The organism is Saccharopolyspora aridisoli, from assembly GCF_004348445.1.
GTDB lineage: Bacteria > Actinomycetota > Actinomycetes > Mycobacteriales > Pseudonocardiaceae > Saccharopolyspora > Saccharopolyspora aridisoli.
Genome location: NZ_SMKV01000009.1, coordinates 135651 through 151507, shown reverse-complemented (window position 1 = coordinate 151507; position 15857 = coordinate 135651). Strand labels below are relative to the sequence as shown.

Annotated in this window: 12 protein-coding genes; 3 read left to right on the top strand and 9 right to left on the bottom strand. The window is 69.5% G+C overall.

From position 1 onward, the window contains the following. Nucleotides 1-95 precede the first annotated feature (95 nt). The gene (locus tag E1161_RS10015; RefSeq protein WP_207920168.1) at nt 96-1397 is read left to right on the top strand and encodes an MFS transporter; all 1302 of its coding nucleotides are present in this window, start codon (nt 96-98) and stop codon (nt 1395-1397) included. A gap of 176 nt (nt 1398-1573) precedes the next feature. Here the strand turns inward: E1161_RS10015 and E1161_RS10010 are convergent, their stop codons facing one another. After that, complete coding sequence (locus E1161_RS10010) at nt 1574-3634, bottom strand: PhoX family protein (RefSeq protein WP_207920162.1); 2061 nt, start codon at nt 3632-3634, stop codon at nt 1574-1576. A gap of 517 nt (nt 3635-4151) precedes the next feature. Here E1161_RS10010 and E1161_RS10005 point away from each other — a divergent pair. After that, entirely contained in the window at nt 4152-4883 is a 732-nt protein-coding gene (locus E1161_RS10005; protein ID WP_132621904.1) for a ribosomal RNA small subunit methyltransferase A, read from the top strand. A 128-nt stretch (nt 4884-5011) separates the two neighbouring features. Here the strand turns inward: E1161_RS10005 and E1161_RS10000 are convergent, their stop codons facing one another. From E1161_RS10000 to E1161_RS09965, 8 genes are all read right to left on the bottom strand, one after another. After that, nucleotides 5012-6967: a PhoX family protein gene (locus tag E1161_RS10000; protein ID WP_235874910.1), complete on the bottom strand. Its 1956-nt coding sequence runs from the start codon at nt 6965-6967 to the stop codon at nt 5012-5014. A gap of 137 nt (nt 6968-7104) precedes the next feature. After that, nucleotides 7105-8328: an MFS transporter gene (locus tag E1161_RS09995; RefSeq protein WP_132621900.1), complete on the bottom strand. Its 1224-nt coding sequence runs from the start codon at nt 8326-8328 to the stop codon at nt 7105-7107. 123 nt (nt 8329-8451) lie between these two features. Next, complete coding sequence (locus E1161_RS09990) at nt 8452-10203, bottom strand: hypothetical protein (RefSeq protein WP_132621898.1); 1752 nt, start codon at nt 10201-10203, stop codon at nt 8452-8454. A gap of 130 nt (nt 10204-10333) precedes the next feature. Continuing rightward, nucleotides 10334-10708, bottom strand: a complete 375-nt coding sequence (gene crcB / locus E1161_RS09985; protein ID WP_132621896.1) for a fluoride efflux transporter CrcB — start codon at nt 10706-10708, stop codon at nt 10334-10336. Beyond that, nucleotides 10705-11151, bottom strand: coding sequence for a fluoride efflux transporter FluC (locus E1161_RS09980; protein WP_132621894.1), 447 nt, complete (start codon nt 11149-11151; stop codon nt 10705-10707). The genes crcB and E1161_RS09980 overlap by 4 nt, the downstream gene beginning before the upstream one ends. A gap of 136 nt (nt 11152-11287) precedes the next feature. Next, entirely contained in the window at nt 11288-11842 is a 555-nt protein-coding gene (locus E1161_RS09975) for an OmpA family protein (RefSeq protein ID WP_132621892.1), read from the bottom strand. A 177-nt stretch (nt 11843-12019) separates the two neighbouring features. After that, on the bottom strand, nt 12020-12820 hold the full coding sequence (locus tag E1161_RS09970; RefSeq protein WP_132621890.1) for an ABC transporter permease: 801 nt from the start codon (nt 12818-12820) through the stop codon (nt 12020-12022). After that, complete coding sequence (locus tag E1161_RS09965; protein ID WP_132621888.1) at nt 12817-13767, bottom strand: ATP-binding cassette domain-containing protein; 951 nt, start codon at nt 13765-13767, stop codon at nt 12817-12819. The genes E1161_RS09970 and E1161_RS09965 overlap by 4 nt, the downstream gene beginning before the upstream one ends. A gap of 239 nt (nt 13768-14006) precedes the next feature. On the opposite strand from E1161_RS09965, the gene E1161_RS09960 reads away from it, so the two are divergent. Next, nucleotides 14007-15848 (top strand): acyl-CoA dehydrogenase, encoded by a 1842-nt coding sequence (locus E1161_RS09960; RefSeq protein WP_132621886.1) that lies wholly within the window; start codon nt 14007-14009, stop codon nt 15846-15848. Nucleotides 15849-15857: the final 9 nt, after the last annotated feature.

Sequence of the window (15857 nt, the reverse complement as noted above, 5' to 3'; positions counted from 1 at the left end):
TACCGGCCGTCCCACCCTCCGGTCAGGTCTTGACCTTGTGGGCGGGCTGCGCGTATGCCCATCCGGTGAGCAGCGCCAACGTAGCTTCTGCGGAGATGCAGAACCGGATCCTGCGCAAGGTCGCGGTCCGGTTGATGCCCTTCCTGTGCCTCCTGTACTTCGTCAACTACCTGGACCGGGTGAACATCGGTTTCGCCGGCCCGAACGGGATGAACGACGAACTGGGCATGACCGCAACGGTCTTCGGGTTCGCCTCGGGCATCTTCTTCCTCGGCTACCTGGTGCTGGAGGTGCCGAGCAACCTCGCCCTGCACCGCTTCGGCGCCCGCAAGTGGCTGGCCCGGATCATGATCACCTGGGGCGTCGTCGCGACCGTGATGGCCTTCGTGCCGAACGCGACGACGCTGGTGGTGCTGCGGTTCCTGCTGGGCGTCGCCGAGGCCGGGTTCTTCCCGGGCATCATCCTGTACCTGACGTACTGGTTCCCGGCGGTGCAGCGGGCCAAGGCGGTCGCGCTGTTCATGGCCGCGGTCCCGGTCTCCAGCGCCATCGGCGCGACGGTGTCGAGCGCGCTGATCAGCGGCGGGCACGGCGTTCTCGGCTTGTCCGGCTGGCGGTTCATGTTCCTGGTGGAGGGCGTGCCGGCGATGCTGCTGGCGGTGGCGACCTGGTTCTACCTGACCGACCGGCCGGAGCAGGCCCAGTGGCTCGAGGACGAGGAACGGGAGTGGCTGTCCGGTCAGCTGGAGGCCGAGCGCGCCGAGACCGAGTCAACGCACTCCTGGCCGCTGCGCAAGGCGCTGACGCATCCGAGGATCCTGGCGCTGGCGTTCGTCTACTTCGGCATCGCCTACGGCCTGTACGCGCTGGGCTTCTTCCTGCCCACGATCGTCAAGGGCTTCGAGCAGCAGTACGGCACGGAGCTGTCCACGATGGAATCCGGCCTGGTGACGGCGGTTCCGTACGTGATCGGCGCGGTGGCGATGGTGATCTGGGCCGCGCACGGCGACCGCACCCGCGAGCGGGTCTGGCACGTGGCGCTGCCGATGCTGATCGGCGGTGCGTCGATCCCGATCGCGCTGTACCTGGGCAACCCGTTCATGGCGATGGTCGCGGTGACGATCTGCGCGGTCGGCGTCTGCGCCGCCCTGCCGACGTTCTGGGCGCTTCCCAGCAACTTCCTCGCCGGCGCCGCAGCAGCGGGCGGCATCGCGCTGATCAACTCGCTCGGCAACATCAGCGGCTTCGCGGCCCCCTACATCACCGGGGTCCTGGCCGACATCACGGGCTCCCAGCGTTCCGGCCTCTGGGTCGTCGGCGTGGTCATGATCGCCGCGGCCTTCACAGTGATCGCCCTCCGCGCAGCTCCCGAGGAGTCTCCCACCTCCCAGAGCTGATCCCGCCTTGTCGACCGGATTTCAATGGAACTCCGGTCCCCGATTCCAGTGGGAGTCGGGTCCCTGATCTCAGTGGAAATCCGGTCAGGTGAGGTGACCACCTCCTGGGCCGGGGTGAGAGCGCAACGAGGGTCCCCGGCCTTTCGGCCGGGGACCCCCGCGCTCGCAAGGTGGGATCAGCCGCGGCCGATCTCACCGCCGTCTTCACGCCAGATCGCCACGACCGACGGGCGCGGCTGCGAGGTCCCGCCGTCCGGCCAGTGCGATGCCGGGTTGCCCGCGTCGTGGCCGTCGATCTCGCCCGGGTGCTGCACGGACACGGTCACCAGCTTGTCGCGCACCACGGGACCGCAGGTCTCGGCGCCCTTGGGCACGGTCAGGAACTGCTTGACGAAGCCGCGCTCCGGTCCCTCGACGGGCACCGCGAAGAGGCCGTCGTTGGAGTCCAGGGCGTTGCCGTCGGTGGAGATCCACAGGTTGCCGTGGCGGTCGAAGGCCACGTTGTCCGGGCATGAGATCGGGCTGACCTTGCTCTTGTCGAACCCGCCGAAGTAGGTGCCCGCGTCGTTCGGGTCGCCGCACACCAGCAGCAGGTTCCAGCCGAAGCGGGTGCCCGTGGTGTCGTCGTCGATCTCCAGCACGTGACCGTGCTTGTTGCCCACGCGCGGGTTGGCCTCGTCCGGAGCCGCGTTGCCCTCGCTGCCGCGGTTGCTGTTGTTGGTCAGCGCGCAGTAGACCTTGCCGTTGACCGGGTTGGGCTGGATGTCCTCCGGCCGGTCCATCTTGGTGGCGCCGACCTTGTCGGCGGCCAGGCGCGTGAAGACGTAGACCTCCTCGGCGGTGAAGCCGGGGACCAAGGACTCCTTGCCACTGGCCAGCGGGATCCACTCGCCGATGCCGTCGAACTTGCCGTCGGCGGGCAGCTCCCCGGTTCCGTCGATCTCGCCGGCCGGGCTGTTGCCGGTGAACTTCGCGACGTAGAGCGTGCCGTCGTCGAGCAGGGTCATGTTGTGCCGGCGGGCCAGGGCACTGGTTCCCTGCTTGACCTTGCCGTTGGAGACGAACTTGTAGATGTAGTCGAAGCGCTCGTCGTCACCGGTGTAGGCCACGACGCGGCCGTCGTCGGCGATCTGGACAGCGGCGCCCTCGTGCTTGCAGCGGCCGAGCGCGGTGTGCTTGACCGGGGTCGAGGACGGGTCGTTCGGGTCGATCTCGACGATCCAGCCGAAGCGGTTGGCCTCGTTGGGCTCCTGCGCGAGGTCCCAGCGCTTGTCGAAGCGCTCCCACTTGCGGGTGCTGGCGGTGCCTTCGAAGCCGTAGCGGCCGAGGCGTTCCTTGGCGACCGGGTCGGTGACGGTGTCGGCGTTGGCGAAGTACTGGTTGAAGTTCTCCTCGCCGGACAGGATCGTGCCCCACGGGGTGAGGCTGCCCGCGCAGTTGTTCTGCGTGCCGAAGGCGGTCGTGCCGGTCGGGTCGACCGAGGTCTTCAGCAGGTCGCTGCCCGCTGCGGGTCCGCGCAGCTCGAACGGGGTGTTGAGGGTGATGCGCCGGTTGTAGCGGCTCGGCGCCGGCTTGAGGCTGCCGTCCTCCTGGCGCTTGACGAGCACCACCGACAGACCGTGGGCAGCCCAGGCGATGCGAGCTTGCTCCTCGGTGGGGTTGTTCTCGTCGTAGCCGAGGAACATGTGCTCTTCGCTGGTGTACTCGTGGTTGCACACCAGGAGGCTCTCGGCCCCGGTCCGGTCGAGCGCGATGAGCTCGGCGAAGTCGTTGTTGTAGCCGAACTGCTTCTCCTGGGCGGCGGCGCTCTGGTTGGCGAAGTCGAACTTGGGCGCGCCTTCGACGACGGGGTCCCCCCAGCGGATCACCACGCTCTGCTGGTAGCCGTCGGCGACGACCACGGCGTCCTGGCTGTTCGGCGCGACGGGCGCGAAGTCGGTGCCGGGCACGGCGCCTCGCGCCGATCCGGGCTGCGGCGCGGCGGCCGCGGTGCCGCTGCTGAGCGCGGCGGCGCCACCCACGGTCAGGGCGAGGGCGCCGGTGGCCTTGAGCGCGCCACGACGGCTGAGCACGGCCTCGACGATGTCACCGAAGTAGGCGTTGCCGGAGGTGTTCGGCGCCTCGTGCTGGCAGGCGTTGCCGCAGCGGTACTTGCAGGTGATCGAGGAACGGCTCGCGCTGTGGTGGGATGCGAGCGGGAGCGGGATGACCCGCCCGCTGTCCGGTCGGGAAGACAAGCGGACCTCCAGGGATTACGTCGGAACACTCGAACGTTAGACAGATTGGGCGATCTCCCCGGTACATCCGGGTGAACAAGAACCGAACAAGCAACGCAGAGTGGCCAAAACCAGCTGTGCTGGTCTCCTGACGCGTGCCGTGCGTCACCACCGGGCAGTTCTTCGCCAGTCTCCCATGATCGAGTCCCCTCCGGTCAGTTCTGGGTGAAGCTGCCGCGCTCGAGGTCTCGCTGCTGAGGGGTGCGGGAAAACCGGCTTCGGTGCGTGGGTGGCGGCTTGTAGCTTTGTCGACATGGGGCTTTGTTCTGCTGCTTTCTTCATCCGGCTGCGTTCCGCCTAGGCGGCGCGGCTGGGTCGCGTCGCCGTTCGCGTCCGGGTTCTCGTCCTGACGCGCGGTTGATGCTGCGTTGACCTCCTGCGCTGGGCTTCAGGGCTGAACGCCTGCGCAGATCCGCCGCTGCCCTGCGTGCTCGAGACCCGGTCCCCCTTCCGGCTCGCGAGTGCAGGAGCAGTCCCCATGTCCTGTCGCCGCAGGTCGGCGCGCGATCGCGCGCGCCGCGAACTCGGCCAGAACTTCTTGAGCAACCGGTCGACGACCCGTCGCATCGCCCGGGCGCTGAAACCGTCCCCGCACCCGGTGGTCGAACTCGGCGCGGGACGCGGTGCGCTGACCCGAGAGCTCGTGGAGCTCGACCGCCCGGTGATCGCGGTGGAGCTCGACGCGCGCTGGGCGCAGCGCCTGGCCGCCGAACTCCCGCAGGTCCGCCTCCACCGCTGCGACATGCGCGAGTTCAGGGTCCCGCCGTGGCCGCACGCGGTGGTCGGCAACCTGCCGTTCGGCATCACCACGTCGATGACCCGAAGCCTGCTGAGCAGTCCGAACTGGACCGAAGCGGTGCTGCTGGTCCAGCACGAGGTGGCCCGCAAGCGCGCCCGCGGAGGCAGTCAGCTCAACGCCCAGTGGTCGCCGTGGTTCGAGTTCCGGCTGCTCGGCGAGGTCCCGGCCCACCACTTCCGCCCGATCCCGGCGTGCAGCGGCGGAATCCTCCACATCACCAGGCGCCAACTCCTCCCGGCGGCGAGCAGGTCCAGCTACCAGGACTTCGTCCAGGCCGTCTACCAGGCGAGAGGGCGGTCACTGGCGGAGAAGGTCCGCAACGTCACGGGCCACCGCCTCCACGACCTACCGCCCCTGCCCAGAGACCTGGCGCCACACGCCTGGGCACGTCTCTACCGCCGGGTCGCGTAGGGCAGGCACGCCTTCCACGCCGATGCGAAGCTCGCAGCTACGGATGACGTGGTACTTCACGCCGCGAGCGAGGAGTTGAACACCAGGACTTCATCGGGGCCGTGGAGGACGGGACGTTCAAGCGCTGATCAACGCCCGACGGCGACCACCGAGGGCCGGGGCTGGGTGGCGCCTCCGTCGGGCCAGTGGCTGGCGGGGTTGTCGGCGTTGGCGCCGTCCACCTCACCCGGGTGCTGGGCCGAGACGAGGACGAGGTCGTCCTCGATGACCGGCCCGCAGGCTTCGGCACCGCGCGGGACGCTGAGGAACGCTGTGACGTGGCCGCGTTCCGATCCTTCCAACGGGACCGCGTAGAGGCCGTCGTTGAAGCCGAGCGCACCGCTGGAATCGGTGGTGATCCACAGGTTGCCGCGGCTGTCGAAGGCGACGTTGTCCGGGCAGGTGATCGGGCTGACCTGCGACTTGTCGTACCCGGCGAAGTAGGTCGCCGGGTCGTCGGGGTCACCGCAGACCAGCAGCAGCCGCCAGGTGAACCGGACCCCGGCCGGGTCGTCGTCGATTTCCACGACCTGGCCGTGCTTGTTGGTGTTGCGCGGGTTCGCCTCGTCGGCGGGTGCCTTGCCCGCGGTGCCGCGATCGGAGTTGTTGGTCAGCGCTGCGTAGACGCGCCCGGTCTTGGGGTGCGGCTGGACGTCCTCGGGTCGGTCCATCTTGGTGGCGCCCGACTTGTCGGCGGCCTGGCGGGTGAAGACGTAGACCTCGTCGGCGCTCATGCCGTCGACGAAGCTGGTGTCGTTGTGCGCCAGCGGAATCCACTCGCCGACGCCGTCGAACTCGCCGTCGGAGGGCGGTGTCCCGGTTCCGTCGATCTCGGTGGGGTTGTCGCCGGTGAACTTCGCGACGTAGAGCGTGCCGGAGTCCAGCAGCGATGTGTTGTGCCTGCGAGCGAGCCCGCTGCTGCCCGGTTTCACCTTGCCGTCGGAGACGAACCGGTACATGTACTCGAACTTCTCGTCATCGCCCATGTAGGCGGCGACGCGGCCGTCGTCGAGGACGCGGATGTTGGCGCCTTCGTGCTTGAGCCGGCCGAGCGCGGTGTGCTTGACCGGCGTGGAGGACGGGTCGTGCGGGTCGACCTCGATGATCCAGCCGAACCGGTTGGATTCGTTGACCTGCTGGGCGAGGTCCCAGCGCGAGTCGAAGCGCTCCCACTTGCGGTCGGTCGCACCGCCGGAGACCCCGTAGCGCGCCAGGCGTTCCGCGGCCACCGGGTCGGTGACGTCGGCGGCGTTGGCGAAGTACTGGTGGAAGTTCTCCTCGCCCGAGAGGATCGTGCCCCACGGCGTGACGCCGCCGGAGCAGTTGTTCATGGTGCCCAGCGAGCGCGTACCCGTCGGATCGGCGGGGGTTTTCAGCCACTCGCTGCCCGCGGCGGGGCCCCGCAGTTCGAAGGGGGTGGTGAGGGTGATGCGCCGGTTCAGCGGGTCGATCACCGGTTTTCTGTCCTCCAGCACCACGACCGAAAGTCCGTGCGCGGCCCAGGAGATCCGGGCCTGCTGCTCGGTGGGGTTCTCCGGGTCGTAGCCGCGGAAGACGAACTCCTCGGTGACGTACTCGTGGTTGTTGACCATCAGCCTGCGCCCGTCGGGCAGCGACAGAAGCGCGCAGAAGTCGTTGTTGTATCCGAACTGGCCTTCTTGCGCCTCGGGTGACTGGGCGTCGAAGTCGAACTCCGGTGCGCCGGGCAGGATCGGGTCTCCCCAGCGGATCACGATCTGCTGCTGGAAGCCCTCGGGGACCACCACCGCGTCTTCGGTGTTGGGCCGGATCGGCACGAAGTCCAGACCGGGCGCGGCGCCCGCTTCGCGGGAGGCGAGTGCGGGGACCGCGAGCGCGGCGGAGGCCACCGCACCGGCCTTGAGCAGGCCGCGACGGCTGAGCACCTGTTCCAGGACCTGCCCGAAGTAGGCGTTGTCCGAGGTGTTCGGCGGGTGTTGGGAGCACTGGTCGCCGCATCGGTAGCGGCAGGTGACGCGGGCACGTCCGCCGGTGAGCAGCGGCAGGAGTCGACGTTCGGGAGTCACGGGGACCTCCAAGCTGTTCGAGAACGGTTGGAGCGCAAGCGAACGTCAACATCGCGCAAGCTCTTGGCGAACATTGGGCGACAACATGGAGGGGCGCGCGGATCTCGATCCGCGCGCCCCCTCATGTTGTTGTTCGATCAGAGCTCTTCGCCGACCACCGCCGCCTCGGCCGGCACCTGCTGAGCGTCGGCCTTGCTGCGCACGTCGGTGACCAGCAGCAGCGCGGCGATCACGCACAGGCCCGCGCCGACGGCGAACGGCGCGTGGTTCGAGCCGAACCAGGTGGCGACGTGGCCGACCAGCGTGGCGGCAGCAGCGCCGCCGAGCCAGCGGCAGAAGTTGTAGCCGGCGCTGGCCACCGGGCGCGGTGCGTCGCTGGTGCTCATCGCCGAACCGGTGAACAGCGTGTTGAGCAGGCCCGAGGCCAGTCCGCTGAGGATCACGCCGACGACCACGACCGGCTTCGAGCCGAACGCCATGATGCCAAGGAGTGCCGCGTAGATCAGGACCGCGATGATCGTGCCGCCGACCTCGCCGAAGCGGGCCGCCAGCTTCGGCGCCAGCGTCACCCCGGCGACCGCGACGCACAGCCCCCAGCCGAAGAACACCAGGCCGACTGCGATCGCGCCGAACTCCAGCACGAACGGCGACCAGGCCAGCACGATGAAGAAGCTCGCGGTGTAGAACGCCGAGCCCAGCGAGGTGCGGAGCAGGCCGCCGTGCTTGAGCGCCTTGATCGGGTCGAGGACGCCGATCTTGGTGCGGGCCGAGCGGTCCCCGTCCTCGGGCAGGAAACCGGCGACGAGGACCAGCGCGACGGCCATCAGCGCTGCGGTGCCGGCGAACGGGCCCCGCCAGGAGATGTTGCCGAGCAGGGCGCCGAGCAGCGGCCCGGTGGACAGGCCGATGCCCAGCGCCGCTTCGTACAGCAGGATCGCGGCCTGCTGTCCGCCGGAGGCGGCGCCGACGATCACCGACAGCGCGGTGGCGATGAAGAACGCGTTGCCCAGGCCCCACACCGCGCGCAGCGCGACGAGCTGGCCGATGGAGCTCGCCAGCGCGCACGCGATGGTCGCCAGCACGATCAGGACGAGGCCGGTGACCACGGTGCGCTTGGGCCCGAAGCGGGCGCTGAACGCACCGGTGATCAGCATCGCCACGACCTGAACGCCCAGGTAGGACGAGAACAGCAGGGTGACCTGCTCCGGTCCGGCGTTCATCGCCTCGGCGATGGACAGCAGGATCGGGTCGACCAGGCCGATCCCCATGAAGGCGATGACCGCCGCGAACGCGGTGATCCACACCGTCTTCGGTTGTCCCTCGAAGACGTCGAGCAACCGAACTTCGTGCCCGGCGCTCATCGCCCGCCACCCCTCATCACCGCGTTGGCAGCTGCGGTTGCGGCTGCCGTGAAGTCAAACCGTTCGCAATGCTAAACGAAACTCGTTAGCAGAACAAACGGAGATGAGGAGCGTCACCGAGGATCAGACGTCCAAGGCGCTGCGCGCGGCCGCCGCGACCTCCTCGTCCTCGTGGTGCTCGGCCAGCGCCGCCAGCAGCGCGCGGGCGTGCGAATGCCCGCTGCCTGCCAACTCGCCCACCAGCTGCAACTGCTCGTCCTCCGGCTGCTCGGCGACATCACCGACGAACAGGTCCACGTCGGTCTCCAGCGTCACCGCCATCGCGTCCACGCTGAACAGCAGGTGATCACCCTCGCGCGCCACCTGCTCGTCGGTGGCGGCCTGCAGCCACATCCGCACCGCCGCGCCGCACACCGGATCGTCGACCAGCACGCGGGCCGCGGTCACGCCCTCCTCGCCGGTCGCCTCCAGCAGCGCCAGCGCGGGCATCCGGACCACCGGGTCGTCCACCAGCTCCAACAGCCCGGTCAGCTCGTCCGCGGCCTGCTTCGGCCCCCGGTCCTCGACCCAGCTCGCCGCCAGCGCTCGCTGGACCGGTGCCGGGGCGGCGGCGAACAGCAGCGCCACCAGCTCCGCCGGGGCCAGGCGCAGCGCATCGGTCGTCGGCACGTGGAAACCGAACGCCCGCAACGACTCCCTCGCGGCCCACACGCCCGCGGGAAGCAGCTCCACGAACGTCTCGACGGGCAGCGCGGTGCGGTCCTCCTCGGTCGCGGGCCGGGTGCGCAGCGCACCCATCGCCTCCCACTGCTCGACGATCCGCTTCACCAGGGCCAGCACCGGGCTCGGGTCCTCGGCGCCCGACACGTCGGCGGCGGTGAACGCCACGACCTCCAGCGGCACCTCCTCGCCGGCCGCGTAGAGCACGCTCAACACCGACTGGACCAGCTCGGGCAGCTCGTCCTCGTCGTCGTCCGAGTCGGCGGCGATGTCCTCGAGCCCGTCGCGGAAGACGTCGTCGAGCAGCACGAAGCTCTGCCACAGCTTCGTCCACAACAGCTCCGGCTCGGCCAGCAGCGGAGCGGCGATCAGCGTCGGGACGACCCGCTCGCCGGAGACGCGCAGCAGGCCCGCGCGCTGCGCCCACTCCAGCAGCAGACCCGCGGTGGCGGTGTCGCTGCCCAGGCTCGCGGCCAGCTTGTCGACGTCGCCGTCACCCGCGTGCTCCACGACCGCGCGGATGCGCTCCATGATCGGTGCACCGGCCGCGATCTCGCGGTGCGGTTCCGACCCGGTCAGCTCCACCGGGCTCAGCCACAGCTTCGGCTGCTGCTCGGGCTCGGTGGCCTCGCGCGCGGTGATCTCGTCGGCGGTGTCCTGGTCGACGTCGATCTCACCGGCGTCCACCGCGTCGTGGAACTCCTCCACCGCAGCGTCGTCTGAGTCGTCGACTCCCAGCTCCCGCATGGTGGTCGTCCAGAATTTCTCCGAACTCCACTCCGTCGGATCGGCCATGGCGCTCAGGTAGGCGGGCGTGGCCGCGTCCACCGCGTCGTGCAGCGCGGAAACCGGATCGGTCGAGGTCAGGAGCTGTCCCTCGGCCAGGAAGTCGAGCCACCGGTGCAGCAGGTCCGGCGTCGCCGACCACTCGCGGGTCAGCACCGCCCGGCGCGGCACGACCTCGGTCAGGACGCGCACGAGGTCCTCCTCGCTCCAGTGCGCGAGCATGCCGTCGGCGAGGAACTTGTCGTCGAGCAGCAGCTCGACCAGCTCCGCTGCGTCGAGCTCGGGGTGGCGGCGGGTGAAGCGGTCGATCAGTTCGGCGCTGGCCTCGTCGAAACGTTCCTGCTCGCCGTGGATGAAGACGGTGCGCATGGTGACCCCATTCGCTCACGTGTGCGGATCTCGTGCCCAAAGGTTAGAGACAACCCGAACCGAATCCGGGGAGCGTTAGCGGGGTCGTGCACTCGTGTCGTGACCCCCCGTCCAGGTGAGGTTCGTCTGGTCAGTGCCAGATCGAGGCGGCCAGCACGACGCCGAGCACGCCCGAACCCAGTCCCACCAGCACCGACCCGACCACGTTGAGCAGGCCGAAGAGCCGCTGGCCGCCGGTCAGCAGACGCACGCTCTCGTAACCGAAGGTGCTGAACGTCGTCAGCGCGCCGCACAGACCGATGCCCAGCGCGGTCTGCAGCACCGGCACGGACGCGCCGAACAGCGCGGCCCCGGCGAGGAAGCCGAGGACCAGCGAACCGACCGCGTTGACCACCAGCGTTCCCCACGGGAACCCGGTGTCGTGCCGGGCCTGGACCCAGCGGTCGGTGAGGAAGCGCAGGCTCGCCCCGGTGGCGCCGCCGAGCGCGACGAGCAGGAGCGTCACGCGACCTCCCGTCGCAGTCCCCGCGACAGCGCCCGGGTCGTGGTGATGCCGACGAACACCGCGAGCACGCAGCACAGCACGGTGGCCAGCAGGTAGCCCAGCGCCGCCAGCGGTGCGGACAGAGCCAGCCGCAGCGCGTCGGTGACGTAGGTGGAGAACGTGGTGAACCCGCCGAGCACGCCCACGCCCAGGAACGGTCGCAGCAGGCGGTGCGGGTTGACCAGCTCGGTGATCACGCACATGAGCACGCCGATGGCCAGGCAGCCCAGCACGTTGACCAGGAACGTCGAAACCGGACCCGGCCACACCAGGCTCGTCGACCAGCGCAGGACCGACCCGATCGCGCCGCCGCCGGCGACCGCGGCCAGCACGTCCCAAGGGGTTGCGGAGGCGGCCTTGCCCGCGGGCTCGCGGACCGTCCGCGCCTCGGCGGGAGAAGCCATCGACACCTCCGTGACTGCTCCCGCCGAGAGTACCGGGCCGGTTGTCCTGACCAGCACCGATCGCGACCGAGGTCTCACGGCCACGCGCATGAGCAGCGGGGCGGCCGATGTCCGGCCGCTCCGCTGCTGGAACTGCTCACTGGACCCTGATCTCGACCTTGCGGGACGCGGCCGGGTCGCCGCCCGCGTCGCCCTCGCCGGTGGCCTGCAGGCGCTCGGCCGGGACCCCGTCCTGCGCCAGCTGGTCGACGACCGCCTGGGCGCGAGCCTGCGAAAGCTCCTTGCTGTCCTGGCTGGAGCTCGTCCCGGACGCGGTGAAGCCTGCGACCTGGAACATCACCCCCTGCGGAGCGGACTTGAGCATGTCGGCGGCCTTGGTGACCGTCTCCTTGCCCTGGTCGGTGAGCTCGCTGCTGTCCGGGTCGAAGGTGATCGGCGTGCTCTGGTTGAGCTGGTCGAGCATCCCCTGGAGCTGAGCCTTGGCCTGGTCGCCGCCCTGGTCACCGGCGCCCATCCCGCCCGGCTGCTCGCCACCGGGCGGAGGCTGCTGCTCACCGCCGGGCTGGGGCTGGCCCGGCTGCGGAGCCCCGGGCGGTTGTTGCCCGCCCTCCGGGGCACCACCGCACCCGGCGAGCAGTGCCGACGTACAAGCGATCACTGCAGCGGCGTAGTTGACGTTCGTTCGGCGCATGACCCACCTCGCGGTCCGTGGTTCGCAACTCGGATACGGGCAGATAGTGCGGCTTGATCGACCCGAAGGCGCTCAACCACCGCGCGAGTCCGGTGCCGTTCACGCCACGGAGGTAACTCCAAAGCGCGGTCTTGGCTGTTCCTGCACCGCGCTGGCGGCGTCCCTTGCGGGGACCGCTCACCGGCTCGCCACGCGACGGTAGCGAGCCACCGCGAGCGGGATGAAGATCGCCAAGATCACCAGCGCCGACACCACCGAGTACAGCAGCGCGTGCTGCGCCGGCCAGCTGTCCGGAGGCGGACCGGTCACCCGGAGCGGGTTCCCGTAGAGCTGGCGCAACGCGTCCGAGTAGACCGTGATCGGATTCCACTCCGCGAACGTCCGCAGTGGACCGGGCATCGATTCCGCGGGCACGAAGGCCGAGGACACGAAGGTCACCGGGAACATCCACAGCAGACCCGCGCTCTGCGCGACCTCGACGCTGCGCGCCACCAGGCCGATGAACGCCCCCACCCACGACATCGCGAACGAGAACAGCAGCAGGAGTCCGAAGGCGAGCAGCGCGTCGAGCACGCTGCCCCGGATCCGCCAGCCGACGATCAGCCCGCACAACGACATGATCACCACGGTCAGCACGCTGACCAGCAGGTCGGACGTGGTGCGCCCGAGCAGCACGGCCACACGCGACATCGGCAGCGACCGGAACCGGTCCATCATGCCCTTCTGCAGGTCGTTGGCCAGGCCGATCACGGTGAAGGCGCTGTTGAACGCCACCGTCTGCACGAAGATCCCGGCGATCAGGAACTCCCGGTAGGCCTCGCCGCCGAGGCTGCCGCCGAAGACGTAGGCGAACATCAGCACGAACATGATCGGCTGCGCCGTGCTGGCCAGCAGCAGGTCGGGGTTGCGCTTGATGTTCACCAGGTTCCGCCACGCCACGACGTTGCTGTCGCGGAGGCTCACCGCCAGCGCGTTCATCCCTGTTCCTCCTCGGCGTGCCGTCCGGTCAGACCCAGGAACACGTCGTCCAGCGTCGGGCGGTGCAGCCCGACGTCGTTGACCGCGACGCTGTCGGCGTCGAGCCGCCGCAACGCCTCGATCAGCGCCTTCGGCCCGGTCTCCACGGCGACGGTGACCCGCCGCAGCGCCACCTCCACCTGCGGTTCGGCCACGCCGACCTCGCGCAGCACCCGGGCCACGGCGGGCAGGTCGGCGGCGTCCTGCGCGATCAGCTGCAGGCGCTCGCCGCCGACGCGGGACTTGAGCTGGTCGGCTGTGCCGCTGGCGATGACCTCGCCGTGGTCGATGACCGCGATGGAGTCGGCCAGCTGGTCGGCCTCCTCCAGGTACTGGGTGGTCAGCAGGACCGTGGTCCCGTCGGCGACGAGCTCGCCGATGACCTCCCAGGTGTCCATCCGTCCGCGCGGGTCGAGGCCGGTGGTGGGCTCGTCGAGGACCACCACGGGTGGCGCGGCGACCAGCGCCCCGGCGAGGTCCAGCCGTCGGCGCATGCCGCCGGAGTAGCCCTTGGAGGGCCGGTCGGCCGCGTCGTCGAGCTTGAAGCGGTCGATGAGCTGACGGGCTCGTGCGGAGGCGTTCGTGCGGGACATCCCGTAGAGGCGGCCGACCATGTGGAGGTTCTCGTAGCCGGTCAGGTTCTCGTCGACCGCGGCGTACTGCCCGGACAGGCCGATCGAGCGGCGCACGGCGTGCGGGTCGGCGAGCACGTCGTGCCCGGCTACGAACGCGCGGCCCGAGTCGGGCCGCAACAGCGTGGTCAGGATGCGGACCGTGGTCGTCTTGCCCGCTCCGTTGGGGCCCAGCAGCCCGAGCACCTCGCCGCGGGGCACTTCGAGGTCGATCCCGTTCAGAGCGCGGGTGGAACCGAAGCTCTTGACCAGTGCCTCCGCGCGTACGGCGGTCATCTGCACCCCCAGAGTGATGTCCGGCTCGCCCACTGTAGGGCGCAGGGGCGACAGGGCGCCTTCACATTTCCCCGGTACGGGAGCGCTGCGGAGGGGAACGCGGGTCAGCAGGGGTGCGAGGGGAGGGTGGTGCAGGTCGCCTCGACAGAAGTTACTGCCAGGTAATACCCTTCTTGTTACCGACGAGTAAGGGCTCGTAGCCGGGCCCACCCGCAGCAGCGTGCAAGAGGGAGCCTTCGATGGGCCACTACAAGAGCAACGTCCGAGACCTCGAGTTCAACCTCTTCGAGGTCCTCAAGGTGCAGGACCGACTGGGCAAGGGCGCCTTCGAGCAGGCCGATCAGGACACCGTTCGCGGCGTGCTCACCGAACTCAACGACCTGGCCACCGGGCCGCTCGCCGAGTCCTTCGTCGAAGGCGACCGCACCCCCGCGCACTTCGACCCGGCGACCCACTCGGTAACCCTGCCGGAGTCCTTCAAGAAGTCCTACCAGCAGGTCATGGACGGTGAGTGGTGGCGGCTCGGGCTGCCGGACGAGCTGGGCGGTTACGGAATCCCCCCGACCGTCACCTGGTCGGCCGCCGAACTGATCCTGGGCGCCAACCCGCCGGTCTACATGTACATGGCCGGCCCGAACTTCGCGACGATCCTCTGGAAGAACGGCACCGAGGAGCAGAAGAAGTGGGCCAACCTCATGATCGAGCGCGGCTGGGGCGCCACCATGGTCCTCACCGAGCCCGACGCCGGTTCTGACGTCGGCGCCGGTCGCACCAAGGCCGTGCTGCAGGAAGACGGCAGCTGGCACCTCGACGGCGTCAAGCGCTTCATCACCTCCGCCGACCAGGACATGACCGAGAACATCATGCACCTGGTGCTCGCCCGCCCCGAGGGACCCGGCATCGAGGCCAAGCCCGGCACCAAGGGCCTGAGCCTGTTCCTGGTGCCCAAGTTCCACTTCGACGGTGAGACCGGTGCGCCGGGCGACCGCAACGGCGCCTTCGTCACCAACGTCGAGCACAAGATGGGCCTCAACGCCTCCGCCACCTGCGAGGTCACCTTCGGCCAGCACGGCACCCCGGCCAAGGGCTGGCTGCTCGGCGAGGTCCACGACGGCATCGCGCAGATGTTCCAGGTCATCGAGTACGCGCGGATGATGGTCGGCACCAAGGCCATCGCCACCCTGTCGACCGGCTACCTCAACGCCCTCGACTACGCCAAGGAGCGCGTCCAGGGCGCGGACCTCACGCGCAGCACCGACAAGACCGCCCCGCGCGTGACCATCACCAACCACCCCGACGTGCGCCGCGCCCTGATGCTGCAGAAGGCCTACGCCGAGGGCCTGCGCGCCATCTACCTCTACACGGCCGACTACCAGGACCAGATCACCCAGGGCAAGCACGAGGGCAGCGACGTCACCCTCGCCGAGGCCGTGAACGACCTGCTCCTGCCCATCGTCAAGGGCGTCGGCTCCGAGCGGGCCTACGAGATGCTCACGCACTCGCTGCAGACCCTCGGTGGCTCCGGCTACCTGCAGGACTACCCGATCGAGCAGTACATCCGCGACGCCAAGATCGACAGCCTCTACGAGGGCACCACCGCGATCCAGGCGCAGGACTTCTTCTTCCGCAAGATCGTCCGCAACAAGGGCGCAGCCATCGGCCACGTCGCGGCTGAGATCCAGAAGACGTTGGAGGCCGCCGACGCCGACGAGCGCCTCAAGGAGGAGCGCGAGCTGCTGACCCGCGCCCTCGGTGACGTCCAGGGCCAGCTCGGCACGCTGTTCGAGTTCCTGACCTCCGCCCAGGAGGACATCAAGAACATCTACAAGGTCGGCCAGCACGCCGTGTCGTTCCTGATGTCGGTCGGCGACCTGCTCATCGGTTGGAAGCTGCTGCAGCAGGCCGAGATCGCGCTCGCCGCGCTCGACGCCGGTGCCGGCAAGGACGAGTCGTTCTACCAGGGCAAGGTCGCGGTCGCCCGCTTCTTCGCCAAGAACGTCCTGCCCGAGCTCACCGGTCGCCGCAAGATCATCGAGGCCGCCGACAACTCCCTCATGGAGCTCGACGAGTCCGTCTTCTGATCGGGCCCC